We start from the raw sequence: 25,408 nt of genomic DNA on the forward strand, positions 1-25,408 counted from the left end.
CAGAGTGTATAAGAGACAGACCCAGGGCCACCCGGTAGAGGGTCCGGGTGCCCGAGGGCAGCTCCAGCCGGTCCTCGACCGCGCCGTGGGCGGCGAGCAGCGCCTCGAAGGCGTCCCGCCGGTAGCCGGGGAAGATCCCGTCGGGTTTGTTGGCCAGCAGCCGGCCGGCCATCGGGTCCTCGGGATGGACGAACTCCACCACCAGCCGGCCGCCGGGCGCGGCCAGGCCGGCGAGGCAGGACACCACCTCGGGCAGCGGCACGTTGCGGCCGATCGCGAGGTGGTGCACCAGGGCCAGGGCGAGCACCACGTCCGCCCCGGCCCGGGCGGCGAACGAGGCCCGCTCGACACCGCGCCAGCCGCCGCCGGGCGACGGATCGGCCAGGTCCATCACCAGCGGCAGCACCCGGCGCTCGCCCTCGCCCCGCAGGGCACGGTAGAGCTGGTCGACCACGGCCGGGTCCTGCTCCACCGCGACGACGTAATCGGCGTGCCGGGCGGCGAGCCGGGAGTAACGGCCGTCGTTGGCCCCCAGGTCGAGCACGAGCCGCCGTCGGCCGGCGCCGGTCAGCGCGTCGGTGACGAACCGCTCCTTGCCCGCCCGGTCGTCGGCGGAGTAGCCGCAGGTGCGCTGGTAGTCCACCCAATGGGTGGCGGGCGGTTGGTGGTCCAGGCGCCGGACCAGCTTCTCCATCCCGCGTACGGTGGCCAGCGCCAGCTCGCGGGTGTAGCCGGCGGCGCGCAGCTGGGCCCGCACGTCGGCGGTGCTGGTGCCGGCGTTGCGTCGTTGCACGCTGCCGTGCAGGTGGACGTGGGTCAGCACGCCGGGCAGCAGCCGGCGCAGGCCACCGAGGAGCCGGCCCATCTGGTCCGGTTCGATGCCGTCGACCTGGGCCCGCAGCCAGGGCTGGAAATCCAGCCCCAGGTGGGCACCGAGCATCAGCGGGTAGAGCAGGGTCTGGCAGAACTGCCGGTAGCCGGCCCACGGTTCGCCGTCGCGCACCGGAGCGAACGAACCCACGTCGATGAAGACCGGGTCGGTGCCACGCCATTGCAGGTTGTAGGCCGAGCCGTCCTTGGTGGTGAAGCCCGCCGGCAGGGCCGCACCGAGGATTTCCAGGTGCAGCAGCGCGGCGTCGCGCAGCATCGAGAAGGACCACTCGTACGGGTGGGAGACGAACGGGATGCGCTCGTGCCGCAGCACTGCCGTCCACGCCGCGGGCGCCGATCCCGCCGGCAGTTCCTCGGTGCCGCAGATCTTGCCGGCGGCGAGCAGCGGTGGGAAGAAGGCGCTGCCGGCCAGGGCGCGCCAGTGCACGGCCGCCGTCTCGTCGAGCGCGCGCAACACGTCGTCACCGGCGTGGAAGACCCGGTTGGCCGGGTCGCGGAACGAGCCGGGCTCGGCCCGCAGGTCGGCGTCGAGCGGGGCCGGTCGCGACGACCGGCCGGGGTGCGGGATCGCCATACCGGCGGGTCAGCTCTGGTCGGTGGGCTGGCGGCGGAACCGGCTGACGAGCCTGCGCCAGTACAGTTTGGCCGCCACCGCGACGCCGGCGATCCCGCCGACCACCGCCTGCACGATCAGGCTGCCGGATCCCGCGTCCAGATAGGCCAGGTGGTTCACCGACCCGCTCCTTCCCTCGCCGCCTCGACACCGGCGTTCACCACAGTCATTCGCATTTCGGATTTGGGCGGTATAGCCGGACTTATGCCACCGTACGCCGCTCTCCGCCGCCATGTCGGGCACAACGCCCAGTTACCGACGTCCGTTTCGTTCAAGACGGTCCCGACCGGCCGGACGTAGCCTGCCGCCATGACTCCACACCTCGACATGATCGGCCTGGTCACCACCGACATGGCCCGCACGCTGGACTTCTACCGCCGGCTCGGGATCGACATCCCGGCCGGCGCGGAGAGCGCGCCGCACGTGGAGGTGACCCTCCCGGGCGGCCTCCGGCTTGCCTGGGACGACGTGACGACGATCCGCTCCTTCGACCCGGACTGGACCCCGCCGGCCGGTAGCCCCCGGGCGGCACTGGCCTTCCGATGCGCCGACCCGGCCGAGGTCGACCGCTGGTACGCCGAACTCACCGACGCCGGCGCCCACGGCCACCTCGCGCCCTGGGACGCCCCCTGGTCGCAGCGCTACGCCGTGCTGCACGCCCCCGACGGCAACGCCGTCGACCTCTTCGCCCCGCTGCCCACCCCCGCCGAGCCCAGTTGATCGTGAACTTGGCCGGCGCCTCGACCTTCGGCTGCGGGGTCAGTGGGGCAGGAGCGTCGTCGGGGGTACGCCGGTCAGGGCGCGGACATCCCGGGTGAGGTGGGCCTGGTCGGCGTAGCCGCTGCGGGCGGCCACCTCGGCCAGTGGGACTCCGGTGCGGGCCAACGCGAGCGCCCGGCGCATCCGCAGGATCCGGGCGAGGGTCTTCGGGCCGTACCCGAACAGGTGCCGGCTGCGCCGGTGCAGCCCGCGCGGGTCGAGGCCGACCTCGGCGGCGGTCGCGGTCACCGTGGCGCCGGCGGCCAGCGCCGCGGCCACCCGCGGGCCGAGCGGGTCCGGGCCGCCGGCGGCGCGCAGCCGCCGCGCGACCACCTCGACCAGGACGGCGGCGGCGTCCGTTTCGGCCCGGTCGGCGAGCGCGCCGGCCTGCCGAGCGCCCCACAGGTCCGCCAGCGGGACCCGGCGGTCCCGTAGCTCGACCGCGGGGACGCCGAGCGCCGCCGGGCCGACCCCGGGCGGCAGCCGCAACCCGACCCAGCGCTCCCCCGGCGTGCTCACGCTGAGGAAGGCGGTGCGATCCGGCCCGGCCACCAGCAGCCCGGCCCGGCTGGACCAGATCAGGTCCAGGCAGCCGTCCGGAAGCACCCGGGTGGGTGCCGGGCTGGCCGGTGCGGTGCTGGTCCAGAGCACCGCACCGGCGAATCCAGCCGCTCGTTCCCGGTACACGCCGCCAGCCTGCCACGCCCGTCCGACACCGAGCGTGCACCGCCGTTCGTTAACAGGGGCCCCTTGCTATGCACGAGGCGTTAACAAGGGGCCCTTCCTTGCACCGTCAGCGGCGGTGGTGCATGCCGAGCCGCAGCAGTACGAAGCGCAGCACGGTGGCGGCGAGGTTGGCCGCCACCAGCACCGCCAGTTCGACCGCTCGACCCGGGTCGGTCACCGCGTGCAGCGCGGCCAGCGAACCGCTGGTCAGCGCCAGGCCCAGCGCGAAGGCCAGCAGCCCCTGGACGTGGTGCCGGCCGGCGTGCCGGCGGCCGCTGATGCCGAAAGTCAGCCGGCGGTTGGCGGCGGTGTTGCCGACCGCGGTGAGCAGCAGCGCCAGCAGGTTTGCCGGCTGGGCGCCGAGCGCACCCCGGGTGAGGACGAACAGCAGCAGGTACGCGCAGGTGCTGGCCACCCCGATGGCAGCGAACCGGACCAGCTGCCGGGGCAGCCCGGCGGGCACCCTGCCCGGCGGTGCGGCCAGCGGCGCCCGACCGAGCTGCGCCCGCAGGTCGGCCAGCGGCAGCGCGCCGGTGAGCAGGGCCCGGCCGAGGCGGCCGATGCCCCGCAGGTCGGCCAGGGCGGTGGCCACCACGTCCACCCGGCTGTCCGGGTCGTCGATCCAGTCCACCGGCACCTCGTGGATGCGCAGCCCGGCCCGCTGCGCGAGCACCAGCAACTCGGTGTCGAAGAACCAGCCGGTGTCCTGCACCAACGGCAGCAGCTCGCGGGCCACGTCCGCCCGGATCGCCTTGAACCCGCACTGGGCGTCGGAGAACCGGGCGGCGAGCGTGCCGCGCAGCAGCAGGTTGTACGCCCGGGAGATGACCTCCCGCTTGGCCCCGCGTACGACCCGGGAGGTCCGCGCCAGCCGGGTGCCGATGGCCAGGTCGGAGTGGCCGGAGATGAGCGGCGCGACCAGCGGCAGCAGCGCCGCGAGGTCGGTGGACAGGTCGACGTCCAGATACGCCAGCACCGGCGCGTCCGAGGCCGACCAGGCGGTCCGCAGCGCCCGGCCACGGCCCTTGGCGTCCAGGTGCCGCACCACCACGCCGGGCAGCTCGGCGGCGAGCGCCTCGGCGACGGCCAGGGTGCCGTCGAGGCTGGCGTTGTCGGCGATGGTGATCCGGAACGGGTACGGGAAGTGCTCGCCGAGGTGGGCGTGCAGGCGCCGGACGCAGGGGCCGAGGTCGACCTCCTCGTTGTACACCGGCACGACGACGTCCAGCACCGGGCTCGACGCGACGGGACGGGCCCGTACGGCGACCCGGGACTCGGTCGACTCGATCATCGTCACCCCTCCTTCCCGGTGCTGAGGTCGTAGACGGTGACCCCGTCGACGGTCTGCGCCGTGAAGTTCTCGGCGACCCAGGCGGCGATCTCCGACGAGGCGGAGCTGCCGCCGTTGGTGCCGCGGAAGCCACCGCCGCCGACGAACCAGTGGATCCTGCTCTCGGTCACGTACCGCTGGAACTGTTCGAGGGTGGGCGACGGGTCGCTGCCGTTGAAGCCGCCCACGGCCATCACCGGCTCGCCGGTGGCGAGTTGGTAGCCGGAGGCGTTGTTCGCGCCCACGGTGGCGGCGATCCAGGTGTAGCTGGCGCTGTCCCGCTCCAGCAGGGCCTTCAGCTCGGCACTGGGCTCGCGGGCGTCGAGCAGCCCGCCCAGGTCGCCCCGATCTCCTCCGGTCATCCCGGGAGCACCGGGGAAGCCGGTTGCCGGGCCGCCGTTCTGCTGGCCCGAGGCGCTGCCGTCGCCGTCGCCGGTACCCGGCTGGCCAGTGCCGGACTGACCGGTGCTGCCCGGCGCACCGGGCTGGCCGTTGCCGCCGGGAAAGCCCGGTTGGCCGCCGGGAAAGCCCGGGACGCCGGTCCCACCGTCGGTGCCGGTGCGACCGTCGGTGCCGGGCCGGCCAGCCAGCCGGCCGCCGTCGCCCGGGCCGCCGAAGCGCCCGCCGCCGCCGGGACCGAACCCGCCACGCGTCTCGGGGCCGGCCGTGGGGATCGCCCCGGTGTGCGGGGTCGCAGCGGTCTGCGCCGCGTACGCCGCCGGCCCGGCCAGCGCCGCCGCCCCGGCCAGGGCGAGCACCGGCACGACCACCAGGCGGCGGGACAGCCGGTGGGCGAGCGCCAGGGCGAGCGCCGCGAACAGCCCACCGACCAGCACGGCGGTACGCAGCCACGGGTACCAGTCCGGCGTACGGCCCAGCAGCGTGGCCGACCACCCGGCGGTGACCGCGACGGTGCCGGCCAGGGTGAGGGTGGCTGCCAGCCGGCGCCAGCCCGGCGCGTTCGCGCGGGCCCGCCAGAGCAGGGTGGCGCCGATGCCGACCAGCGCGGCGACCGCCGGCGCCAGGGCCACCGTGTAGTACTCGTGGAAGATTCCGGACATGTAGCTGAAGATCCCGCCGGTGACCAGCAGCCAGCCGCCCCAGAGCAGCAGCCCGGCCCGGGCCCGGTCGGTACGCGCCGCCCGGCCAGCCAGCACCAGGCCGGCGACCAGCAGGATCAGCGCGGCCGGCAGCAGCCACGAGATCTGGCCCCCGACCCGGTCCTCGAACATCCGCAGCAGGCCGGTCTGCCCGGAGAATGGGCCGCCTCCGCCCGGACCACCGCCACCGCCGACACTGCCGACCTCGTTGCCGGTGATCCGGCCCAGGCCGTTGTAGCCGAGGGTCAGCTCCAGCACGCTGTTGGACTGCGATCCGCCGATGTAGGGGCGAGCACTGACCGGCATCAACTCCACGACGGCCACCCACCAGCCGGCCGCCACCACCACGGCGAGCCCGGCCAGCAGGAGCTGGCGGATCCGCCGGCCCAACGTGGTCGGCGCGGCCACCAGATAGACCGCGGCGAAGACCGGCAGGACCAGGAACGCCTGGAGCATCTTGGTCAGGAAGCCGAAGCCGACCAGGGCGCCGGCCAGCGCGAGCCACCGGGTGCTCGCCGTTTCCAGCGCCCGGACGGTGGCGTACGCGGCGGCGACCAGCAGCAGCACCAGCAGGGCGTCCGGGTTGTTGAACCGGAACATCAGGGTGGCCACCGGGGTCAGGGCCAGCACCGCCCCGGCGATCAGGCCGGCGGCCGGGCCGTACCAGCGGCGGACGGTGGCGTACAGCAGGGCGACCGTGGCCACCCCGCACAGCGCCTGCGGCACCAGCAGCGCCCAGCTGTTCAGCCCGAACAGCCGGACGGAGAGTGCCATCAGCCACAGCGAGGCGGGCGTCTTGTCCACGGTGATCGAGTTGGCCGCGTCCGAGGAGCCGTAGAAGAGGGCCGTCCAGCTCTGCGAGCCGGCCTGCGCGGCTGCGGCGTAGTAGGAGTTGGCCCAGCCGGAGGCACCCAGCCCCCACAGGTAGAGCAGCCCGGTGGCCAGCAGCAGGGCGGCCAGGGCCGGGCGGGCCCAGGCCCGGGGCCGGGCGGTGAGTGCGTCGGGCTCGGGCGGCCGGGTGTCTGTTCTGTCCATGCCGACCAGCCTCGGTCGGCGACCTGTTTTGCCCCAATGTGTCGGCTATGCACCCGCTGTGGGATTGGGCAGCCGGACGGTGAACACGGTGCGCCCGGGGCGGGTGTCGAGCGAGACGGTGCCGTGGTGGGCCTCCACCACGGCGGCGACGATGGCCAGGCCGAGGCCGGTGCTGCCGTGGGCGCGGGACCGGGAGCTGTCACCGCGGGCGAACCGTTCGAACACCTCGGCCTGGAGTTCGGGCGGCACGCCGGGACCGTCGTCGGCGACGCTGACCTCGGCGGCGCCGTCGGCCAGCCGCAGGCCGACGGTGACGGTGCTGCCGGGCGGGGTGTGTACCCGCGCGTTGGCCAGCAGGTTCGCCAGCACCTGATGCAGTCGGGCGGGGTCGCCGGGGACGCGGATGACCTCCCCCGGCAGGTCGAGTTGCCAGCGGTGTTCCGGGCCGGCGACGTGCGCGTCGCTGACCGCGTCCACCACCAGTGCGGTCAGGTCGACCGGCTCGACCGCGAGGGGCCGGCCGGAGTCCAGCCGGGCCAGCAGCAGCAGGTCGTCGACGAGACTGGTCATCCGGGTGCTCTCCGACTCGACCCGACGCAGGGCGTGCGCCACGTCGGCCGGGACGCGGTCGCGACCCCGGCGCGCCACCTCGGCGTAGCCGCGGATCGCGGCCAGCGGCGTACGCAGCTCGTGGCTTGCGTCGGCGACGAACTGGCGTACCCGGGTCTCGCTGGCCTGCCGGGCGGCGAGCGCGGCGGCGACGTGCCCGAGCATCCGGTTGAGCGCCGCACCGACCTGACCGACCTCGGTACGCGGGTCGGTGTCGGCGGCCGGCACCCGTTCGGAGAGCGCCACCTCGCCCCGGTCCAGTCGCAGTTCGCTGACCCGGCCGGCGGTGCCGGCGACCCGCCGCAGCGGGCGCAGCGTGGCCCGGACGATCAGCGCACCGGTGGTGCCGGCGACGAGCAGCCCGGCGGCGGTGACGCCGGCCTGCGCGGCCACCATCCACCAGACCGTCTCCTGCACTCCGGCCAGCGGTATGCCCAGCACCCGTACGGTTCCGCCGGCGGACTGGCGGGCCACCAGCCGGTAGCTGCCTCGGTCGCCCAGGTCGCGGCTGTGCGGGTGGCCGTCGGTGGGCACTCCGGCCAGGGCGGTCACCTGGTCGACCGGTACCGCCTGTTCCTGGCGGGCGACCAGCGTCCACGCCTCGGTGACCTGCCCGTCGACGACCTGCGCGCTGATCGTGCCGTTGGGGAAGCCGCGCGGGACGCGTACGTCGGGCCAGGGCCCCATGCCCATGCCCATGCCCGGGCCCGGACCCGGCTCCCACGGCGCACCGCCCCGGGCCGCGGACATCGGCAGGAGCTGCTCGTCGACCCGGGAGATCAGGAAATGCCGCAGCGCCACCGTGGTGAGGCCGCCGATGGCCAGGCTGACCACGGCGAGCAGGGCGACCAGGGTGACCACCAGACGGGTCCGTAGCGACCAGCCGGCCAGCCACCGGCGCACGGTGCTCACTCCGCCGGCTTGAGCAGGTACCCGGCTCCGCGCAGCGTGTGGATCATCGGCTGGCGGCCGGCGTCGATCTTCTTGCGCAGGTACGAGATGTACAGCTCGACCACGTTGGCCTGGCCCCCGAAGTCGTAGTTCCACACCCGGTCGAGGATCTGCGCCTTGCTCAGCACCCGACGGGGGTTGCGCATCAGGTACCGCAGCAGCTCGAACTCGGTGGCGGTGAGGGTGACCAGCTGGCCGTCCCGGCGTACCTCGTGGCTGTCCTCGTCGAGGGTGAGGCCGCCGACGGTGAGCACCGCGTCCGGTCGGGTGGCGACGGCGAAGCCGGAGCGGCGCAGCAGGGCCCGCAGCCGGGCGATCACCTCTTCCAGGCTGAACGGCTTGGTCACGTAGTCGTCGCCGCCCACGGTCAGGCCGGCGATCCGCTCCTCCACCGCGTCCCGGGCGGTCAGGAACAGCACCGGCACCGTGGCGTTGTCCTCCCGCAGCCGGCGTAGCACCTGGAAGCCGTCCAGGTCGGGCAGCATCACGTCGAGCACCACCGCGTCCGGCTGGAACTGCCGGGCGACTCGTACCGCGGCCATCCCGTCCCCGGCGGTACGCACCTGCCAGCCCTCGTAGCGCAGCGCCATCGACAACAGGTCGGTCAGGGTCGGCTCGTCGTCGACGACCAGCACCCGGACCGGTTCGCCGTCGGGCCGGCGCAGCTCGACGCGGCCGGGCCCGACCTCCCCCTCGGTCAACATGGTCCCCATGGTGAGCCGACGCGCTGGGCCCCGCTTGTGCGGATCCTGTGCGTCAGCTGTGCGGGTGCCGGCCGGGCCGGCCGGCGCGTCACTCCGTCACACCGACCGGGTCGGTGCGGACGAAGCGCATCGTCCAGGTGCCGGTTCCGTCGGGTCGTTGGCGGGCGTAGAGATGGTCGGCGGCCGGCGTGGGCGCCGCCTCGGGGCGGCGCAGCACCCACAACCGTGGTGGCGCGCCGTCCGGGCCGGCCGGTAGCGCCCGAACCAGGTCGTTGGCCGGGCCACCGACGAAACGTACGGTCACCTCACTCATCACCCGCTCCGCCTCCAGACTGCCCGGCACCTCGGCTCGCACGCTAACCCCACCGGCCGCCGCGTGAGGCCGGTTTGCCCTGATCGGCGGCGGGGTACCGTGCCGACGCCGCGGGCCCGGGCGCCGGGGCGGGCACCACGAAAGCGAGGAGCGGTCGATGAGAACGCTGGACGGGCGGTACCGGCTCGAACAGCGCGTCGGTGTCGGCGGCATGTCGGAGGTGTGGCGGGCGCACGACGCGGTGCTGGACCGGACGGTCGCGGTGAAGCTGGTGTCGCCCGGCCAGCCGGACGGGCCGGCGGCGGTGGAACGGATCCGCGCCGAGGCCCGGTCCGCGGCCCGCCTGGTGCATCCCAACGTGGCCAGCGTGCACGACTTCGGCACCTGCGCCAGCTCGACCGGGTGCGCGACGCCGTACATCGTGATGGAGCTGGCCGAGGGGCAGACTCTCGCCGCCCACCTGCGCGCCGGCCCGCTGGACTGGCGGATCGCGGTACGGGTGTGCGCGGAGGTGAGCGCCGCCCTCGCCGCCGCCCACGCGCACGGCATCGTGCACCGCGACGTGAAACCGGCGAACGTGATGCTCACCCCGAGCGGGGTGAAGGTGCTCGACTTCGGAATCGCCACCCCGACCGGCGCCGCCGACCCCGCGCCCGAGGGCATGGTGGTCGGTACCCCCGCCTACCTGGCGCCGGAGCAGCTGCACCGGTCTCCGGTCACCCCGGCGGCCGACATGTACGCCCTCGGCGTCCTGCTCTACTACTGCCTGGCCGGACGGCTGCCGTACCCGGCCGAGAGCGTGACCCAGTTGCTCGGCATCGAGCGCCGGCAGCCTCCGCAGCCACTGCCCGAACTTCCCGGCCTGCCCGCCGAGGTGGCCGACCTGTGCCGGCGCTGCCTCGCCGAGGACCCGACCGGGCGGCCGAGCAGCCTGGTCGCCGCGCTGCTGCTCGCCGAGGCGGTGGACGCCCGGGTGTACGTGCCGATGCTCCAGCCGCTCGCGGTCCGGCAGCGGCCGGCGTCGGTGACCCCGTGGACGGACCGGGCGGCGGCCGAGGTCACCGAGGCGGCCGTCGGGGTCCGGTGGAGCCGGCCCGGCGGGTGACCCCGGCAGCCGGCCGCTGGTTGGCGGAAGTTTCACCCGATCGGGCTCGGGTAGCCGGGCGGGGAGTGACGGGAGGAACGTGATGCCGAGTTCCTGGCTGAACGAGGTTGCCACCGCGACCGCCGAGGGCGGCCATGTCCGCACCGACGACGGGGCGCTCTCCACCACCCTCGCCTCGCCGCTGGCGCCGCACTGCACCGGGCTGACCCCGGAGCAGCTGCTCGCCGCGGCCTTCGCCTCCTGCCTGCATCACGCGGCCGTGGAGGCCGCCGGCCGGATCACCGACGAGGCGCACACCGTGCAGGTACGCGCGGAGGCCAAGCTGGGACGCGACGACGACGGCCGGTACCGGGCCGACGTGCACGCCTCGATCTCCTCGGTGGGCCTGACCCGGCAGCAGCTCGCCGAACTGGTCGAACACGCCGATCGGCTGTGGCCGTTCTCCAGCGGGGACGACAGCCGGCACCGGCTCACCGTCACCCCGGCGGAGAACGGCCGGCGCTGACCACGGCTGGCCCGTCCACCCCAACGGGAGTCACCGTCGGGCCGACCCTGCCATCCTCCGTTCGGAGGAGGCCCGGCGAGGCATTCATCGACGCAAGCAAGATCGGCCTTTGATCCCGCCTTGCCCGTCCATATCCGGCATTAGCGGAACGACGGACAACTGTAGATCATCCTTTATGCCACTGCTCACGGAGAATCACCCGGCGGATAGTGGCAAATTGTGACGCATGCCACCAACCGACCCGGTGGCAGCGGGCCGAGGGCTTTCTAGCCTCGGCGGGTGCATCCCGACGACCAGATCGACCAGAAGCTGACCCCCCAGCAACCGGCGAGCCTTTCGGCCGAAGGAGCATCATCCGTTCGGATGATCGGCCGGCATCGGGCGGCCGTACCCCCGCGCCGCGGCGTCCGCGCCCTGCTGGGCTCCACCCCCGTCCGGGTGGCGCTGGCCACCGGCGTGACCTGCTGTCTCGGCGCGGCGGCCGTGGCTTCGGCCCCGGACACCGACGAGGTACCCACGGCGCAGGTGGCCGAGGCGGTGGCGGACCGCGCGCTGGCGGACGACGTCGCCTCCCGCGCCCTCGAACGCAGTGCCGCCCCCACGCCGGCCAGCCCGAGCCCGAGCGCCTCCCCGACCGTCTCGCCGAGTGCCTCCCCGACGGCCAAGCCGTCGGCCAGCCCCACGCCGAAGAAGACGCCGGCCAAGCCGAGCCGGCCCACGCCCGTCGCCGGGCTCACCCAGGCGCAGATGGACAACGCCAAGGTGATCGTGGATGTCGGCGTCGACCTGAAGCTGCCCCGGCAGGGCCTGGTCGTCGCCGTCGCCACGGCGATGCAGGAGAGCACCCTGCTCAACTACGCCAGTGGCGTGCTGCCCGAATCGCAGGACTACCCGCACCAGGCGATCGGCTGGGACCACGACTCGGTCGGGCTGTTCCAGCAGCGTCCCAGCAGCGGCTGGGGGACCGTACGCGACCTGATGCGGCCGGCGTACGCGGCCCAGGCGTTCTACGAGGCGCTGCTGGAGGTTCCCGGCTGGCAGGAGATGAGCCTGACCCTGGCCGCCCAGGCCGTGCAGATCTCCGCCTACCCCTACGCGTACGCCCAGCACGAGGAGCGGGCCGCCACGGTGGTGGCCGCGCTGACCTGACCTCCGGCGGCGTCAGGACCGCTTGGGCAGGACGACCACCCGACCGAAGAACTCGTCGATGCGGTGGACCACGTCGTTGAAGTCGTCCAGGTCGATCGGCTTGGTGACGTACGCGTTGGCCTGCAACGTGTAGCTGCTGATGATGTCGGTGTCCGCGTTCGAGGTGGTCAGCACGACGACCGGGATGGTCCGCAGGTCGTCGTCGCCCTTCACCTCGCCCAGCACCTGGCGACCGTCCATCCGGGGCATGTTCAGGTCGAGCAGGATCACGTCCGGGCGGTGGGCGCCGCTGTGCCGGCCCTCGCGGCGGAGGTACTCCATCGCCTCCTGACCGTCGCCGACCACGTCGATGACCTTGTCGACGTCGGAGGCCGCCAGGGCTTCCTCGATCATGAGCACGTCACCCGGGTCGTCGTCCACCACGAGGATGCGAACCGGGTCCAGGGTGCGAGTGCCCATCGTTACCTGCCTCAGGTCGGCGAGGACGGGACCTGCCGGTCCCGCGCTGGCGGGAAATCTAGCCCATTCCCGGGCGATCGGTGGCCGCCGGGTCGTCGGCGCCGTAGCCCAGCACCTCGGCCAGGCCGGTCACCTTGAGCACCCGTTCGACCCGGCCGGTCGCGCCGGTGACCCGCAGCCAACCGCCGTCGGCGGCGGCCCGGTTGTCGCCCCGCACGAAAACGGCGATGCCGGTCGAATCGCAGAACGTGAGATCGGTCAGGTCGACCAGGAGCCGGCGTTCCCCGGCCGCGGCCAGCCGGTCGATGACGGCATTGAGCTGGGGGGCGCTGGCCATGTCGAGTTCACCGACGAGGCGCAGGCGGGTCGGCCCGCCGTCGCGCTCGACGTACGTGACGGTGAACGTCACGAGGTCCCCCTCCCGCCGCCTCCGGCAGAAAATTGCAGTGGGGCAAGTATAGAGCCGCGCCGCACGGCGGGCCGGAGTCTACGCCGTCGGTGGCGAGGTGCTCGGCCCCACCGCCGGCAACCCCCGCCAGCCCTCCTGGAGGTAGCCCGCGGCACGCGGGAAGTCGTGCAGCGCCCGGGCGTAGTGGCGCAGGGTGGTCCCGACCGCGGCGGCCGGCACACCCCGACTGCCCAGCACGGCGACCAGCCAGTCGACGAACTCGGTGAACAGCGAGCCGTCGTCGACATACAGCGCGGCGGAGAGGAAGTCCAGGATGTAGCCCAGGTCGCTGACCGTCGAGTCCAGCTGGGCGGGGCTGTAGTCGCGGGTCGCCGGCACCCGCTGCGCCAGGTCGGCCAGCGCACTGTCGATCAGCTCGCCACGCCGGCCGACCAGGCCGGCGTACTCGTCGTCGGCCAGGTGGGCCAGGTCGGCCGGCGAGCCGGCCCGCAGCGCCCGCTCGTCGGCGAGCAGGTCGGCCGCCGCGGGCCCGTCGGGCGCCCACGCCACGCCGAGCCGTCGCGCCCACCGGCCGTCCGCGCCGAAGCCCCGACCGCCGACCACGACCGGCACGTCCAGGCGTTGGCACGCCTCGATCATCCGGTGCGCGTGCGGCAGCCGCATCGGCAGCGCACAGGCCAACGCGACCGCGTACGCGTCGTGCCGGTGCAGGTACGACACCAGGTGCGCGGCCGGCACGCTGGCGCCGAGGAAGGTCACCTGCCAGCCACGCAGCCGCAGCACCTCGGCGACCAGCCGGGCCGGCAGCGCGTGCCATTCGCCGTCCATGCAGGCCACCACGATCCGGTCGCCGGTCGGGTGGTCATCGGCGTACCCGGCGATGGCCGCCACCACCCGCTCGCTGATGTGCGTGGCGACGTGTTCCTCGGCGACGCCCCACTCGTTGCGCGCCCACCGCTCCCCCACCTCGGCCTGCGCGGGGGCGACCAGGTCCAGCAACACCCGCTCGGCCGGCACGCCAGCACCGAGCAGGCCCGTCGCCAGCGCGACGGCGCCCTGTTCGTCGGCGTCGGCGAGGCAGTCCAGGTAGTTCGGGTACGCGGCAGCCGGCGAGGCGACCGTGGTCGCGGTGGTCACGGTGCTGGGGTCCCTTCCTGACCCGCCCCGGCCGGCGCGGGTACCGCGTGCAGGTGCCGGTGGGCGCGGCCACCGGCACCGGTGGCGCGCAACGCGAGCACCGCGATGTCGTCGTGGTCGCGCTGGGCCAGCCAGTCGCAGGTGACCTGCTCGATCCGTTCGGCCAGGGCCGGTGCCGGCATCCGCTGGCAGCCGGTCACCGCCTGCACCAGCCGGGCGGTGCCGAGTTGCTCGTCGCCCCGCCGGCCACCGCGCGCCTCGGTCACGCCGTCGCTGTAGAGCAGGCAGGTCTCGCCCGGGGCCAGCCGCGTGGAAACCTGGCCGACCCGCGGGTCCGGCACCACCCCGATGAGCATCCCGCTCAGCGCGAGCTGCTCCACCTCGCCGGAGGAGCGCACCACCAGCGGGGGAAGGTGACCGCCACCGGCCAGGGTCAGCGCCAGACCCCCGTCGCGGTGCGGCCGGACCGCACCCAGCACCATCGTGGCGAACCGGCCCTGCCCGTGTGCCAGCGTCGTCTCCAGCAGGGCATCGTTGAGCAGCCGCAGCAGCCGGGCGGGGTGCTGCTCGACCCGGTGCAGCGCGTGCAGGCACTGGCGTAGCTGCCCGGTGAAGACCGCCGCCTCGACGCCCTTGCCGGAGACGTCGCCGAGGAAGAACACCGAGCCGCCGTCGGGCAGCCGGTGCGAGCCGTAGAAGTCACCGCCGATGCGCAGGCCGGCCTGGGCCGGCCGGTACGCCGTGCCCCACTGGACGCCCGGGACCTCGACCGGCTCCACCGGCAGCAGGCTGGCCTGGAGGGTGTCCGCCACCTCGGCCTGGTCGTGGTAGAGCAGTGCGGTGGTCAACGCCGCGCCGGCCCGGGCGGCGAAGGCCCGGATCAGCTCGACGTCGTCCGTGCCGTACCAGCGGGTGGCCGGCCGGGCGACCAGCAGCACTCCGGCGGGCGTGTCCCGGCCGGGCAGCGGCACCAGCCGGGCGCACACGTCGGCGACGGACAGCCCGGGCAGCCACCCCGCCTCGACGGCCTGTTCGACCAGCCAGTCGACGGCGTGCGGCTCGACGCCGGACAGGCCGTCGGCGACGGCCGGGGGCAACTCCGCCGCAGCCAGTGCCCCACGGTCCACGGTGGATGAATCGTCGTCGGCCCGCCGGGCGCGCCACCAGCGGGCACGGCCCGACCGGGGCGCCAGCACCAGGACGGCCGCCTCGGCCAGGGTGGGCACGGCGAGCCGGACCACCGCGGCGGCGGCCCGGTCCGGGTGCAGCGGGTTGCCGAGCTTCTCGCCCACCACGGCCAGGAACGCCGACCTGGCCCGTTCGGCCACCAGCGCGTCGGCATGCTCGGCGCTGTCGCTGACATCCTCCACGTACCAGCAGCTGCGACCGGCCGAGAGCGGTACCAGCCGGGTGCGCAGCCGGCGCCCGTGGTGGGTGAATTCGGCGTCACCGGAACTCAGCCCGCCGATCTCGGCGAGCGTCCCGCCCACGACGGCCTCCGGCAGCAACCGCTCGGCGACCGGGCTGACGTGCCCCACGATCCCGTCGGGGCCACACACCACCAGGCCCTCGCGGAAGTGCTCGACGACCTCCGGCCAGTCGGCGGCGGCCTGGGACCGGGACCCCTCCACTGCGGGGAGTCCAGCCGCGGATCGTGGCATGGCGGGACGCCACGCCGGGGCCCGCGCGGCACTCGGCGTGGGGAACCGTCCGTCGCCGGGGCCAAGGTCCCTGACGTCGGCACCTGTCACCAGCTGAGCCCCACTCCTTTGTCGATTCCGCAACCGCGCCAGGCGGTGTGCATGGTCTCGTCCCGTCACCCACCCTACGCCGGTGTCGCGGTGCCGCCACTCGGCGACCGCGCCACCGGCCGCCCGACAGCCGGGGCAGGTCAACGGTTGTTACGATCCGAAACGCCGACCTGCGGTTCATCGACAGCACCGGGCGCAGCGTCATCGTGCACGCCTGGCGCGAGGGGCAGCAGGTGGGCACCGCGCTGCGGCTGCGGGCGGCGCCACGGTTCCTCGAGACCATCCTCGACATGACCGGGGTCACCGGCCTGCTCACCCGCCCGGTCGGCGGCGACCAGCCGGTGCGTACCGGGCCGGACGGCCGACCCACCGTCACCGCCTGAACTCCCCCAACCACGCGACTTGCGCGGAGCCGGCGGGCTGGAAGCATGGGGGCATGTCCTCCCAGCTGTTGGCCATCGAGGTCAGCCGGTTCAACGCCGGGCGTGCCGAGGTGCGGCTCACCGGCGACCTGGACTTCGACACCGCGCCCGAGCTCATCGATGCCGTGGGCGAGCTACACCGTGACGGCTACCAACAGCTGGTCATCGACCTGACCGGACTGGGTCTGTGCGACTCCTCCGGGCTGAGCGCGTTCGTGGTGGCGCACCGGGGCGGCTCCGTGCCGATCCGGTTGACCGGCGTCCACCCCACGCTGCGCCAGTTGCTGGACCGCACCGGCCTGGCCGAGCTGCTGGAGCTGCCGCCCGCCACCGAGGACGACGGCGTGGAGGCGGCGGGCTGACCGTGTCCCACCGGCCGCCGGAAGGGGTGGCCCCCGACCCTGGGACCAGGGGCCGGGGGCCGGAGGATGGCTCAGGAGGCCGGAACCGGGAATCCGGCGCTTCGGGGCCCAGGCGGCTCCGCGTCCTCGGGAGGCCCGGAATCGGGAGTCTTGAACAGATAGCGGATGAACTCCGCGCCGGTGGGGTCGTCGTCCGCTCCCGGCCACTGCCCGGCGCAGTCGACGCCGATCACCTCACGGCCGGTGCCGTCGGCCTCCTCCAGCAGCGCCCACAGGCTCACCTGGTAGCAGCGGGTGCTCTCGGTCGCCAGGCGCCACCGGGAGTACCAGCCGGGTCGGGCGGGGACGATCTCGACAATCCGCTTCATCACGACCTTCCCTTCCGCGTGCTGTGCCTCGGAAGATCTCCGGTCCGCTCCGATCGTCGGCCCCACCCGGGTGACCATCCCTCACCCCGGCGGGATGAAGCGGCCACGGCGGTGGTGCGCCGGCCGTGGCCCAGGCCGAACCGATCGTTTCGCTCCCGGTAGCGGCGGGAAGGCCATCGACGAAGCCAGCAACACCAGCGGAAGCGAGGTGTCACCATGCGCAAGCAGATGGAGGGCGACAACCAGCGCCGCCGCGCACTGGCCCGGCAGGCCCGGCAGCGCGGCATGCAGGCGGGCGACACCGGCGCCAGCCTGAGCGCCTCCAAGCAGCTCGCCCACCTCGACCAGGGCAAGCGGACCGGCCCGACGCCGGCCAGAAGCCGCCACAAACCGAACACCACGCGCGGCCGGCCCGCACCGCCACCGGCCGGCCTTACGGAGGCTCCCCGACCTCGCCCGGAACCCGGCGTCAACGCGCCGGGGGTCACCACGATGGGCTACCAGGATCTGGTCAACGACGTCGTCCGGCGCGCCGGCGTCGACTTCCGCACCGCCAAGGTGGGGGTGGAGTCGACCGTACTGGTCCTGGCCTGGGCCCTGGAGGCGGCCGAACGCAGCCGACTGCTGGCGGCGGTGCCCACCTCACTGCACGACGTGGTACCGGTCGACGGCATCGAGCGGCGCCAGGACCTGCCCGGCTTCCTGTCCGAGGTGGGCCGGATCAGCGGCCGCAGCCCCGAGCAGGCCCGTTATCAGGCCGAGGCCACGCTTGCGGCGCTCGCCGAGCACGACCGTGACCTGGTCGAGTCGCTGCACGTGCCGGACGAACTGCGGGAGTTGCTGAACCCGCCCGCCGCCGGCGGCGGGGTGGTCGGCGCGACCACCGCCACCCCCACGCTGTCCGACTCGGACCTGGGTGCGGCGCTGTCCGACCTGCCGTACTGGTCCGGTGACCGCACCTCGCTGTCGCGGACCCTCGAACTACCGCCGGGCAACCTCGACCGGGTGCTGGACCGGCTTGACCAGATCCGGGGCCAGACCGGTCGCGGGCCACGAATCGGCCGGGCAGGCCCGACGACGGCCGTGCTGACCGTGACCAGCCGTAACGCCCGGGGTGTGACCGCTATGGACATCGACCTGGCGCACACGATCGACGACGCGATCGACGAGGCGGGTGCCGGGCTGGCCACCGGCTGATTGGGTGAGTGAGCGGACGCGGGCCGGCGGGTACGTCCGTCGGCCCGCGCAGCCGTCCGTCCCGCCCGGCCGCTGCCGCGCCAGCCTGGTCCGGTCAGACGGGTCAACGTACGCGGGTCGGCATCTCGGGCGAGGCGCTCTCCAGCGGCACGGCGTTGGCGGGGACGAGTCCGAGCTGCGCCGCCGAGCGGGGCTGCGCCGCGTCGATGAGCCAGTCGGCGCTCACCCGGGTCCGGTTGCCGGGCATCGCCAGCAGGTGGTAGCCCCGGGTCACCGCCTTGGCCGGCAGACCGGACAGGGGCACCTTCAACGGGTTCGCCGCCGCCTGCTTGCCGCCCAGGTCGACCACCCAGCCCAGGTCGTGATGCTTGTACGGCCGGCGGCGGCCCTGCCCGTAGGAGGCGGCGACGTTGTGCGCGGCGAGCTTGCCCTGCCGCTGGGCGTGCTGGGCGGTCATCGTGCAGATCTCGCCGGGCCGGGTCAGGTCGGGGACCGCGGCGGCGTCGCCGCAGGCGTACACCTCGGGGAAGCCGGGGACGTTGAGATACTCGTCGACGACCAACCGCCCCTTCTCGGTCCGCAGGCCCAACTCCGCCACGAACGGGTCGGGGCGTACGCCGACGCACCAGATCAGGGAACAGGTGGGCACGTACTCCCCGTCGGTGAGCTTGACCCCGTCCTCGGTCGCGACCGCCACCGAGGTGCCCATCCGTACGTCCACCCCGCGCCGGCGCAGCACCCGGTCCGCGGTCCGGGACATCCGCTGATCCAATTCGGGCAGCACCCGGGGGGCGACGTCCAGCAGCATCCACTTCGGCCGGATCTTCAGCCGGGGGCGCTGGGCGGCCAGCTCGTCGGTGAACAGCTGTCCGTGCGCGGCCACCTCGGTGCCCGTGTAACCGGCGCCGACCACCACGAACGTGGCCCGCGCCTGCTGCTCGGCCGGGTCCTCGGCCTGCTCGGCCAACTCGATCTGGCGGATCACCTTGTCGTGCAGGAAGAGCGCCTCCGGCAGGCCACGGAAGCCGTGGGCGTACTCGGTCACCCCGGGGATCGGCAGCAGCTTGTTGACGCTGCCGACGGCGAGGATCAACCGGTCGTACGCCAGCCGGTTGCGGTCACCCTCCGGCTGGGTGAAGCCGACCCAGCGGTTCTGCAGGTCGACGTGATCGGCCTCGCCGATGACCACCCGTACGCCGTCCAGCGTGCCGGTCAGCGGCACCGCGATCCGGCCGGGCTCCACCACCCCGGCGGCCACCTCGGGCAGCAGCGGCAGGTAGAGGAAGTAGTCGGTCGAGTTCAGCAGGACGATCTCGGCCCGGTCGCGGGCCAGCCGGCTCAGCGTCTTGGCCGCGTGGTAACCGGCGAACCCGGCTCCCACGATCACCACACGAGGTTTCGTCATTCCGGCCCGGTTCCCGCCCCCGGCCAGGACAAACGTCCACGCCCGGTGAGCCGGCCGTCCCGGATCGCAGGCGCCTCACTCGGGCGGCATCGGGAACTGGAGGAAGGTGGCGCCGCGCAGGTCCAGCCACACCCGGTCGGGTGCGCGGACCAGCCGGAGTATCACCTCGGTGCAGACCGGGCACCGGGCGACCAGGCCCGGCGCGTGCGAGTAGACCCGCAGTCCCGCCACCGGGCTGGCGGTGCCGCAGTGGGCACACCGGCCGGTGGCGGTGCTCAGGTCGACCGCGAACACCTCCCCCAGCGGACCGTCGAGCATGTTGCCGTCCACGTACGGCAGCGCGGTCATCCGCGGCCTCCTCTCAGCCGGTCGGGCCGAAACGCTCGGTGCGCACCCGCCGCGCCGGGTGACCCAGCCCGACGAGCAGATCGGAGACGGTCTCCACGAAGCCGGTGGGACCGCAGACGTAGACCAGCGGCTCCAGGTCCGGCGGCCAGCCGTGGGTGTTGACGTCGGCGAGGCTGAGTCGGTGCGGCTCGCCCCGCCACCCCTCGGGCGCCTGGCGGGTGTACACGTACGCCACGTCGAGACCGGCGTCGTCACGGACCCGCCGGCGCAGCTCGTCGGCGTAGAACACGTCGGTCGGGGTGCGTACGGAGTAGATCAGCCGGAACGGGGCCCGGCTGCCGGCCGCCCGGCGGGCGCGGACCATGGCCATCAGCGGCACCACGCCCGAGCCGCCGGCGACCAGCAGCACCGGCTCGGTCTGCGCGGGCCGCCAGATGAACCAGCCGCCGACCGGGCCGCGGACCTCGACCGGATCCCCCTCCCGGTAGGTCTCGATCAGGAAGGGCGACACCTCACCGTCGGGCACCCGCTGCACGGTCAACTCGATCCGGTCGCCGTCGGCCGGCGCGGCCAGCGAGTACGAGCGGGCCGCCTGGTAGCCGTCGGGTGCGGTGAGCCGGATGTCGACGTGCTGGCCGGGCAGGTGGGCCGGCCAGCCCGGCACCTCCAGCAGCAGGGTCTGCGCGGTCGGTGTCTCGACCCGGCGTTCCACCAGCCGGGCCGGCAGCCACCGCATGGGCCCGCTCAATCGCCCTGGTACCGCTGCTCACGCCACGGGTCCCCGTAGTCGTGGTAGCCGGCGGTCTCCCAGAAGCCGGGATTGTCCTCGACCATCAGCCGGATGCCGCGCACCCATTTGGCGGACTTCCAGAAGTACAGGTGGGGCACCAGCAGGCGGGCCGGCCCACCGTGTTCGGCGGGCAGGTCGTCGCCGTCGTAGGTGTGCACCAGCCAGGCCTGCCCGTCCCGCAGGTCGTCCAGCGGCAGGTTGGTGCTGTAGTCGCCGTAGGAGTGGGCGAGGGCGTAATCCGCCGCGGTGTCGATGCCGTCGAGCAGGGCGTCCAGCGAGACGCCCTGCCAGGTGGTGCCGAGCTTCGACCACCGGGTGACGCAGTGGATGTCGACGGTCGGGGTCTCCTGCGGCAGCGCCATCATCTCGTCCCAGCTCCACCGGTACTCCATGCCGGTCTCGGTGGAGATGACGAACTCCCACGTCTCGCGCGGCACCTTCGGGGTCGGGCCGGCGGACAGCACGGGAAAATCCGGTGTCAGGTACTGCCCGGGGGGCAGGTTCGGCGCCCCGGAGCGGGGCCGGCCCTGGAAGCCCGGCGTGACGATGCCCACCGCTCAGTCGTACCACGTTCGGTGGTGCGCCCGGGGAGGTTCGCCGGGCCGAGCGGTGGGCGCAGGCAGCGCGGACCTTCACTGCCGTTCGGTGACGATCTCCTTCGCGCCCGGCGCCATGTTGCGGGTGGCGCGCAGGCTGGTGATGGTGACGACGGTCAGGACGACGACGATGACCAGGAGCGAGACCTCGGTGGGGATCACCGGGACGCCCTCCCACACGCCGTGTGCCCAGTGCAGCCCGAGCTTGATCCCGATGAAGGCCAGGATGACGGCCAGGCCGTAGCTGAGGTGGACCAGCCGGCTCAGCGCCGCGTGCAGCACGAAGTACAGCGCCCGCAGGCCCAACAGGGCGAAGGCGTTGGTGGCGAAGACGAGGTACGGATCCTCGGTGATGCCGTAGACGGCCGGCACCGAGTCGACGGCGAACACCACGTCGGTGGCGAACACCGCCACCACCACCAGCGCGAGCGGGGTGAGCGCCCGCCGCCCGTCGACCCGTACGGTCAACTTCGTGCCGTGGTACTCGTTGACCACCGGCATGAAGCGGCGCAGCAGGCGCACCGAACGCATGGTGCCGATGTCCACCGCCTGCTCGTGCCCGGTCAACGCGTCACGAAGCAGCTTGGCCGCGGTGAACAGCAGGATCAGCGCGAAGACCAGGAAGGCGAAGTCAAGGGTCTGCAACGCGGCCGCGCCCAGGGCGATGAACACGCCGCGCAGCACCAGCGCCCCGGTGATGCCGAACAGCAGCACCCGCTGGGCGAGCACGCTCGGCACCGCGAAGGCGGCCAGCAGCAGCATGAAGACGAAGAGGTTGTCGACCGACAGGGACTTCTCGACCAGATAGCCGGTGAGGTACTCGAAGCCGCGCTTGGAGCCGAACTCGTGCCACACCCAGGCACCGAAGGCCAGCGGCAGGGCTATGTAGAACGCCGACCAGCCCAGCGCCTCCTTCAGTGACACCTCGTGCGGGCGGCGGGTCACCAGAAAGTCGAGCACCAGCAGGGCGAGCACTCCGGCGATGGTCACCGCCCAGAGCGACGGCGTACCCACCGACTGGAGACCGGCAGCAGCATACGACAAATCGGACATGAAGCCTCCTCGAACACCGTGTCATGTTCGAGGTCTCCTTCACCCACAATTCGTGGGCAACCACCCGAGGCGCACGTCAGCGCGCCGTACTGACCGGTATGGTTCGTGGGAAGTACTCCCCTCGTACTGACAAGGTTAGGCCAGTCGGATCCCGCCCGCTAGGCGGGGCAAGTCCGTCCCCTTACCGGCCCCCTTACCGGCGCGGAGGTGAGCGCCTATCGTGATCCGGTGACCGCTCAGCTGCCGGCCGGCCCACTCGCCGGCGTACGCGTGATCGAGCTGGCCGGGATCGGGCCGGGTCCGTTCGCCGCGATGATGCTGGCCGACCTCGGTGCGGACGTGATCCGGGTGGACCGGGTGACCGACGTGGACGTCTCGGCCTTCGGCACCCCACACCCGGACCTGCTCAACCGGGGCCGCCGCTCGATCGGTGTGGACCTGAAGTCGGCCGGCGGCCGAGACGTGGTGCTCGCCCTGGCCGGCGGCGCGGACGCGCTGATCGAAGGCTTCCGGCCCGGGGTGACCGAGCGGCTCGGCGTGGGCCCGGCGGACTGCCACATGGTCAACCCGCGGCTGGTCTACGGCCGGATGACCGGCTGGGGGCAGGACGGACCGAGCGCGCCGTACGCCGGGCACGACATCGACTATCTGGCCCTGACCGGCGCGTTGCACGGCATCGGCCGGGCCGGGCAACCGCCGGTACCGCCGATGAACCTGCTCGGCGACTTCGGCGGTGGCGGGATGATGCTGGCCCTGGGCGTCGTCTCCGCGCTGTACGCGGTCCGCGGTGGCGCGGCCGGCCAGGTGGTCGACGCGGCCATCGTGGACGGGGTCGCGGTGCTCAGCACGCAGATCCACGCACTGCGGCAGCTCGGCATGTGGCAGGACTCGCGCGGGTTGAACCTGCTCGACGGCGGTGCCCCGTTCTACGACACGTACGAGTGCGCCGACGGGCGGTACCTCGCGGTCGGCGCGCTGGAACCACGGTTCTACGACGAGCTGGTCCAGCGCACCGGTTTCCCGCTGCCGCCGGACGAGGCGGTGGACCGCACCGACCCGGCGAACTGGCCGACCCTGCGCGCGGCCTGGGCCCGGCTGTTCCGCACCCGCTCGCGGGACGAGTGGGCGGCGTTGCTCACCGCCTCCGACGCCTGCGTGGCCCCGGTACTGGACTGGCGGGAGGCGCCGGAGCATCCGCACCTGGCCGCCCGGGACACCTTCGTGGTCCGCGACGGGGTCGTCCAGCCGGCACCGGCACCTCGGTTCTCCGGCACCCCGACCTCGGTGCGCCGGCCGCCGCCGTGGCCCGGTGAGCACACCGACGAGCTGCTCGCCGAGGCCGGCTACCACCCGGACCGGGTGGCCGACCTGCGGGCCGCCGGCGCGGTCCGCTGAGCCTCGACTCAGCGGCGGCCCCGGCTCAGCGGCGGCGCAGGGTCGCGCCGGGTGCCAGGGCCGGCTCGACCATGTCGCGGTAGTCACGGGGCAACTGGACCACCAGTTCGTCGAACTCCCCGCCGGTGACTGCCTCGCGCACCGTGGTGAAGACCGCGCGGATCGCGTCCCGGGCCGCCGGCTCCTCGACCCCGGCGCGGACCGCCACCCGGGCGACGAACTCGGCCGCGCCGAACCGCTCCGCCGCCTCGGTGTCGGGTGTCGGCCGCAGCGGCAGCCGTAACGGCGCGGGCAGCTGGACGGCCAGGTCGAGCACCTCGCCGCCGGTCAGCCGCTCGGCGAGCGTGGCCAGCGTCGCGCTGGTCAGTTCCGTCGCCCGCTGCGACGACGTGCCGGTCCGCTGGGCCACCTGGTCGACGAACGTGTCGTAGTTCATCGGATACCCCCTCCGCGCGGCGATTACCCGCCGGGCCGGATCGGAAACGGCGGCCGGTTTCGGCCGCGCCGCGCGGAAACCCGGCCGGTTTTCCGGCGGGCCGGCGCGTGACGGGCGCTCGGCCGGGTAACCGCGCCCGGTCGTGGCCGGATCGAAGCCAAAAGGAGCCGACACCATGGCGAGTTACGCCGACGTCCTGCAGTACATGTCCAGCCTGGATTTCCCCGCCGGGAAGGACGACGTGGTACGCGAGGCCGAACGCGAGGGAGCCCCGCCGGACGTGTTGCGCGCCCTGCGTGCGCTGCCTCCGGTCGACTACGCCAACGGCACCGAGGTGGCCCGTTCCGCCGGCATCGATGCGGCTCCCGAGGTCAGCGACGCGCAGCGTGGCGCGGCGGGCCGCGACAAGCGGCACCAGCGGGTGTCCCAGCATCTGCGCAGCATCTGAACCCGACACAGGTGGGCGCCCCGGCCGCGAACCGCGACCGGGGACGCCCCTGGGTAACTACCTGCCCTGGTGGCGCAGCACCCGAACCGGGTCGCGACCAACAGGCGACCGGCAGCCACCGGCACCGGGGTGGCTGCTGCTACCGCGATCATCATACGTCACGGCATCAGCCGAACGGTCAGGTGGTGCCGACGAAGGGCTTAACCCGTCAGTTCCGCGTACCGCCGCTCCAGGTCTACTCGGGCCAGCGCACCGACCAGCCAGGCGAGTCGTTCCGACTCACCGCCGCCGGCCAGCCCGGCGAGATCCTCGGCGGAGCGTCCCAGCCCGAGCCGGCGGGCCGCCGCCAGCGCCCGCCGGTCGGCCACCGGGGTCACCTCCCGCCACAGTGCCTGCACCTCACGCAGAAACAGGTCCGCGACCTGGGCGTCCACCCCGGGCAACGCGGTGAGCAGGGCCCGCTCGCGCGCCGGGTCGTGGTGCGCCGCCGACCGCAGCTGACGCAGGTCGCCGCGGTACCGCTCGACCACGGTGCGGGCGAGGTCGCCGAGCAGGACGGCCAGCGCGTCGACGTCGCCGCGCTGGCCGCTGTCGCGCAGCGCCCGGACCCGGTCGGCGTGCAGCGAGCGGGCCAGCCGGGCCGCGCTGTCCCAGCCGGCGTCGGGCAGCGCGTGGGCGCTGTCCAGGGCCCGCCGGAAATCACCCCGGCGGGCCAGCAGGACCGCGAGACAGAGCAGCTGGAACAGGCTGGACGGGTTGTTGGTGACCCGGAAGCCGTACTGCTCGGCGAACCCTCGGCCGCTGCCGGCGAGCCGGCGCACCAGGCGCTTCTTGTCCTCGATGGTGGAGATCGCAGTGGTGGGCATGCCGGCTACTACCCGCGCCCGCGCCGGCCACGCCTGCGGTGCGCCCCGCAAACCGCCGGTCGGTCCCGCAGACCGCCGGCCAGTCCCGCAGACCGCCGCCAGTCCCGCAGACCGCCGGTCAGTCCCGGAAACCGCCGGACCGGTCGCGGGCCTTGAGCCGGGTCGTGGGCAGGGTG

General features: G+C 73.7%; 29 protein-coding genes. 9 read left to right on the forward strand and 20 right to left on the reverse strand.

Features of this window, described 5'->3' with window-relative positions; genetic code table 11:
- On the reverse strand, positions 1-1,465 hold a 1,465-nt coding region (locus C1I95_RS15700; protein WP_111214580.1), incomplete at its 3' end, for a class I SAM-dependent methyltransferase.
- A gap of 9 nt (positions 1,466-1,474) precedes the next feature.
- Complete coding sequence (locus tag C1I95_RS35810) at positions 1,475-1,624, reverse strand: hypothetical protein (protein ID WP_155220336.1); 150 nt, start codon at positions 1,622-1,624, stop codon at positions 1,475-1,477.
- 189 nt (positions 1,625-1,813) lie between these two features.
- Between C1I95_RS35810 and C1I95_RS15705 the strand changes: the two genes are divergently transcribed.
- The gene (locus C1I95_RS15705) at positions 1,814-2,224 is read left to right on the forward strand and encodes a VOC family protein (protein ID WP_111214581.1); all 411 of its coding nucleotides are present in this window, start codon (positions 1,814-1,816) and stop codon (positions 2,222-2,224) included.
- A gap of 39 nt (positions 2,225-2,263) precedes the next feature.
- On the opposite strand, the gene C1I95_RS15710 is transcribed toward C1I95_RS15705, so the two are convergent.
- The 6 genes from C1I95_RS15710 to C1I95_RS15735 all read right to left on the reverse strand — a co-directional run bounded on the left by C1I95_RS15710 (position 2,264) and on the right by C1I95_RS15735 (position 9,031).
- Positions 2,264-2,950 (reverse strand): helix-turn-helix domain-containing protein, encoded by a 687-nt coding sequence (locus tag C1I95_RS15710; RefSeq protein ID WP_111214582.1) that lies wholly within the window; start codon positions 2,948-2,950, stop codon positions 2,264-2,266.
- A gap of 106 nt (positions 2,951-3,056) precedes the next feature.
- A complete protein-coding gene (locus C1I95_RS15715) occupies positions 3,057-4,280 on the reverse strand; it encodes a glycosyltransferase (RefSeq protein WP_111214583.1) in 1,224 nt (407 codons plus the stop codon).
- 2 nt (positions 4,281-4,282) lie between these two features.
- On the reverse strand, positions 4,283-6,454 hold the full coding sequence (locus tag C1I95_RS15720; protein WP_111214584.1) for an ArnT family glycosyltransferase: 2,172 nt from the start codon (positions 6,452-6,454) through the stop codon (positions 4,283-4,285).
- A gap of 45 nt (positions 6,455-6,499) precedes the next feature.
- Entirely contained in the window at positions 6,500-7,954 is a 1,455-nt protein-coding gene (locus C1I95_RS15725; RefSeq protein WP_111214603.1) for a sensor histidine kinase, read from the reverse strand.
- A 17-nt stretch (positions 7,955-7,971) separates the two neighbouring features.
- On the reverse strand, positions 7,972-8,718 hold the full coding sequence (locus C1I95_RS15730) for a response regulator transcription factor (protein WP_111214585.1): 747 nt from the start codon (positions 8,716-8,718) through the stop codon (positions 7,972-7,974).
- A gap of 88 nt (positions 8,719-8,806) precedes the next feature.
- Positions 8,807-9,031, reverse strand: a complete 225-nt coding sequence (locus C1I95_RS15735) for a DUF8847 domain-containing protein (protein WP_111214604.1) — start codon at positions 9,029-9,031, stop codon at positions 8,807-8,809.
- Positions 9,032-9,188: 157 nt separating this feature from the next.
- Between C1I95_RS15735 and C1I95_RS15740 the strand changes: the two genes are divergently transcribed.
- The 3 genes from C1I95_RS15740 to C1I95_RS15750 all read left to right on the forward strand — a co-directional run bounded on the left by C1I95_RS15740 (position 9,189) and on the right by C1I95_RS15750 (position 11,790).
- Positions 9,189-10,136 carry a serine/threonine-protein kinase gene (locus C1I95_RS15740; protein ID WP_111214586.1) on the forward strand — a complete coding sequence of 316 codons (948 nt, stop codon included), beginning with the start codon at positions 9,189-9,191 and terminating at the stop codon, positions 10,134-10,136.
- Between the two features lie 82 nt (positions 10,137-10,218).
- The gene (locus tag C1I95_RS15745; RefSeq protein ID WP_111214587.1) at positions 10,219-10,641 is read left to right on the forward strand and encodes an OsmC family protein; all 423 of its coding nucleotides are present in this window, start codon (positions 10,219-10,221) and stop codon (positions 10,639-10,641) included.
- Between the two features lie 279 nt (positions 10,642-10,920).
- A complete protein-coding gene (locus C1I95_RS15750; RefSeq protein WP_111214588.1) occupies positions 10,921-11,790 on the forward strand; it encodes a hypothetical protein in 870 nt (289 codons plus the stop codon).
- Between the two features lie 12 nt (positions 11,791-11,802).
- Here C1I95_RS15750 and C1I95_RS15755 read toward each other — a convergent pair whose 3' ends face one another.
- From C1I95_RS15755 to C1I95_RS15770, 4 genes are all read right to left on the reverse strand, one after another.
- The gene (locus C1I95_RS15755) at positions 11,803-12,249 is read right to left on the reverse strand and encodes a response regulator (RefSeq protein WP_111214589.1); all 447 of its coding nucleotides are present in this window, start codon (positions 12,247-12,249) and stop codon (positions 11,803-11,805) included.
- A gap of 58 nt (positions 12,250-12,307) precedes the next feature.
- Positions 12,308-12,658 carry an STAS domain-containing protein gene (locus C1I95_RS15760; RefSeq protein ID WP_111214590.1) on the reverse strand — a complete coding sequence of 117 codons (351 nt, stop codon included), beginning with the start codon at positions 12,656-12,658 and terminating at the stop codon, positions 12,308-12,310.
- A 78-nt stretch (positions 12,659-12,736) separates the two neighbouring features.
- Positions 12,737-13,795 carry a cobalamin B12-binding domain-containing protein gene (locus tag C1I95_RS15765; protein WP_111214591.1) on the reverse strand — a complete coding sequence of 353 codons (1,059 nt, stop codon included), beginning with the start codon at positions 13,793-13,795 and terminating at the stop codon, positions 12,737-12,739.
- Entirely contained in the window at positions 13,792-15,546 is a 1,755-nt protein-coding gene (locus C1I95_RS15770; protein ID WP_111214592.1) for a PP2C family protein-serine/threonine phosphatase, read from the reverse strand. Before C1I95_RS15770 ends, C1I95_RS15765 begins: the two co-directional genes overlap by 4 nt.
- 206 nt (positions 15,547-15,752) lie before the next feature.
- On the opposite strand from C1I95_RS15770, the gene C1I95_RS15775 reads away from it, so the two are divergent.
- Both C1I95_RS15775 and C1I95_RS15780 read left to right on the forward strand, forming a co-directional pair.
- A complete protein-coding gene (locus C1I95_RS15775; RefSeq protein WP_233513688.1) occupies positions 15,753-15,929 on the forward strand; it encodes a hypothetical protein in 177 nt (58 codons plus the stop codon).
- A gap of 53 nt (positions 15,930-15,982) precedes the next feature.
- Complete coding sequence (locus C1I95_RS15780; protein ID WP_111214593.1) at positions 15,983-16,330, forward strand: STAS domain-containing protein; 348 nt, start codon at positions 15,983-15,985, stop codon at positions 16,328-16,330.
- A gap of 71 nt (positions 16,331-16,401) precedes the next feature.
- Here C1I95_RS15780 and C1I95_RS15785 read toward each other — a convergent pair whose 3' ends face one another.
- On the reverse strand, positions 16,402-16,698 hold the full coding sequence (locus C1I95_RS15785) for a hypothetical protein (RefSeq protein WP_111214605.1): 297 nt from the start codon (positions 16,696-16,698) through the stop codon (positions 16,402-16,404).
- Positions 16,699-16,914: 216 nt separating this feature from the next.
- On the opposite strand from C1I95_RS15785, the gene C1I95_RS15790 reads away from it, so the two are divergent.
- Positions 16,915-17,895, forward strand: a complete 981-nt coding sequence (locus tag C1I95_RS15790) for a 4a-hydroxytetrahydrobiopterin dehydratase (protein ID WP_111214594.1) — start codon at positions 16,915-16,917, stop codon at positions 17,893-17,895.
- 103 nt (positions 17,896-17,998) lie between these two features.
- On the opposite strand, the gene C1I95_RS15795 is transcribed toward C1I95_RS15790, so the two are convergent.
- The 5 genes from C1I95_RS15795 to C1I95_RS15815 form a co-directional block, all read right to left on the reverse strand.
- Positions 17,999-19,300, reverse strand: coding sequence for an NAD(P)/FAD-dependent oxidoreductase (locus tag C1I95_RS15795; protein ID WP_111214595.1), 1,302 nt, complete (start codon positions 19,298-19,300; stop codon positions 17,999-18,001).
- Between the two features lie 75 nt (positions 19,301-19,375).
- The gene (locus tag C1I95_RS15800; protein WP_111214596.1) at positions 19,376-19,648 is read right to left on the reverse strand and encodes a DUF6510 family protein; all 273 of its coding nucleotides are present in this window, start codon (positions 19,646-19,648) and stop codon (positions 19,376-19,378) included.
- 13 nt (positions 19,649-19,661) lie between these two features.
- Entirely contained in the window at positions 19,662-20,384 is a 723-nt protein-coding gene (locus tag C1I95_RS15805; protein WP_111214597.1) for a ferredoxin reductase, read from the reverse strand.
- An 8-nt stretch (positions 20,385-20,392) separates the two neighbouring features.
- On the reverse strand, positions 20,393-20,992 hold the full coding sequence (locus tag C1I95_RS15810; RefSeq protein WP_111214598.1) for a sulfite oxidase-like oxidoreductase: 600 nt from the start codon (positions 20,990-20,992) through the stop codon (positions 20,393-20,395).
- Positions 20,993-21,070: 78 nt separating this feature from the next.
- Positions 21,071-22,087, reverse strand: a complete 1,017-nt coding sequence (locus tag C1I95_RS15815; RefSeq protein WP_111214599.1) for a TerC/Alx family metal homeostasis membrane protein — start codon at positions 22,085-22,087, stop codon at positions 21,071-21,073.
- A gap of 228 nt (positions 22,088-22,315) precedes the next feature.
- Between C1I95_RS15815 and C1I95_RS15820 the strand changes: the two genes are divergently transcribed.
- Complete coding sequence (locus C1I95_RS15820) at positions 22,316-23,482, forward strand: CaiB/BaiF CoA transferase family protein (RefSeq protein WP_111214606.1); 1,167 nt, start codon at positions 22,316-22,318, stop codon at positions 23,480-23,482.
- A gap of 25 nt (positions 23,483-23,507) precedes the next feature.
- Here the strand turns inward: C1I95_RS15820 and C1I95_RS15825 are convergent, their stop codons facing one another.
- Entirely contained in the window at positions 23,508-23,918 is a 411-nt protein-coding gene (locus tag C1I95_RS15825) for a DUF2267 domain-containing protein (protein WP_111214600.1), read from the reverse strand.
- Positions 23,919-24,093: 175 nt separating this feature from the next.
- Here C1I95_RS15825 and C1I95_RS15830 point away from each other — a divergent pair, with 175 nt between their 5' ends.
- A complete protein-coding gene (locus C1I95_RS15830; RefSeq protein ID WP_111214601.1) occupies positions 24,094-24,366 on the forward strand; it encodes a DUF2795 domain-containing protein in 273 nt (90 codons plus the stop codon).
- A 200-nt stretch (positions 24,367-24,566) separates the two neighbouring features.
- Here the strand turns inward: C1I95_RS15830 and C1I95_RS15835 are convergent, their stop codons facing one another.
- A complete protein-coding gene (locus tag C1I95_RS15835) occupies positions 24,567-25,232 on the reverse strand; it encodes a hypothetical protein (RefSeq protein ID WP_111214602.1) in 666 nt (221 codons plus the stop codon).
- Between the last annotated feature and the right edge of the window lie 176 nt (positions 25,233-25,408).

Source organism: Micromonospora craterilacus, assembly GCF_003236315.1.
Classification (GTDB): domain Bacteria; phylum Actinomycetota; class Actinomycetes; order Mycobacteriales; family Micromonosporaceae; genus Micromonospora; species Micromonospora craterilacus.

Excerpts from the sequence above, each read along its gene's own strand:
- C1I95_RS15785 (WP_111214605.1), bottom strand. The coding sequence starts at position 16,698 with ATGAAGCGGATTGTCGAGATCGTCCCCGCCCGACCCGGCTGGTACTCC.
- C1I95_RS15715 (WP_111214583.1), bottom strand. The coding sequence starts at position 4,280 with ATGATCGAGTCGACCGAGTCCCGGGTCGCCGTACGGGCCCGTCCCGTC.
- C1I95_RS15735 (WP_111214604.1), bottom strand. The coding sequence starts at position 9,031 with ATGAGTGAGGTGACCGTACGTTTCGTCGGTGGCCCGGCCAACGACCTG.
- C1I95_RS15755 (WP_111214589.1), bottom strand. The coding sequence starts at position 12,249 with ATGGGCACTCGCACCCTGGACCCGGTTCGCATCCTCGTGGTGGACGAC.
- C1I95_RS15800 (WP_111214596.1), bottom strand. The coding sequence starts at position 19,648 with ATGACCGCGCTGCCGTACGTGGACGGCAACATGCTCGACGGTCCGCTG.
- C1I95_RS15830 (WP_111214601.1), top strand. The coding sequence starts at position 24,094 with ATGGCGAGTTACGCCGACGTCCTGCAGTACATGTCCAGCCTGGATTTC.
- C1I95_RS15795 (WP_111214595.1), bottom strand. The coding sequence starts at position 19,300 with ATGACGAAACCTCGTGTGGTGATCGTGGGAGCCGGGTTCGCCGGTTAC.
- C1I95_RS15720 (WP_111214584.1), bottom strand. The coding sequence starts at position 6,454 with ATGGACAGAACAGACACCCGGCCGCCCGAGCCCGACGCACTCACCGCC.
- C1I95_RS15805 (WP_111214597.1), bottom strand. The coding sequence starts at position 20,384 with ATGCGGTGGCTGCCGGCCCGGCTGGTGGAACGCCGGGTCGAGACACCG.
- C1I95_RS15835 (WP_111214602.1), bottom strand. The coding sequence starts at position 25,232 with ATGCCCACCACTGCGATCTCCACCATCGAGGACAAGAAGCGCCTGGTG.
- C1I95_RS15790 (WP_111214594.1), top strand. The coding sequence starts at position 16,915 with ATGCGCAAGCAGATGGAGGGCGACAACCAGCGCCGCCGCGCACTGGCC.
- C1I95_RS15825 (WP_111214600.1), bottom strand. The coding sequence starts at position 23,918 with ATGAACTACGACACGTTCGTCGACCAGGTGGCCCAGCGGACCGGCACG.
- C1I95_RS15780 (WP_111214593.1), top strand. The coding sequence starts at position 15,983 with ATGTCCTCCCAGCTGTTGGCCATCGAGGTCAGCCGGTTCAACGCCGGG.
- C1I95_RS15815 (WP_111214599.1), bottom strand. The coding sequence starts at position 22,087 with ATGTCCGATTTGTCGTATGCTGCTGCCGGTCTCCAGTCGGTGGGTACG.
- C1I95_RS15705 (WP_111214581.1), top strand. The coding sequence starts at position 1,814 with ATGACTCCACACCTCGACATGATCGGCCTGGTCACCACCGACATGGCC.
- C1I95_RS15745 (WP_111214587.1), top strand. The coding sequence starts at position 10,219 with ATGCCGAGTTCCTGGCTGAACGAGGTTGCCACCGCGACCGCCGAGGGC.
- C1I95_RS15730 (WP_111214585.1), bottom strand. The coding sequence starts at position 8,718 with ATGTTGACCGAGGGGGAGGTCGGGCCCGGCCGCGTCGAGCTGCGCCGG.
- C1I95_RS15740 (WP_111214586.1), top strand. The coding sequence starts at position 9,189 with ATGAGAACGCTGGACGGGCGGTACCGGCTCGAACAGCGCGTCGGTGTC.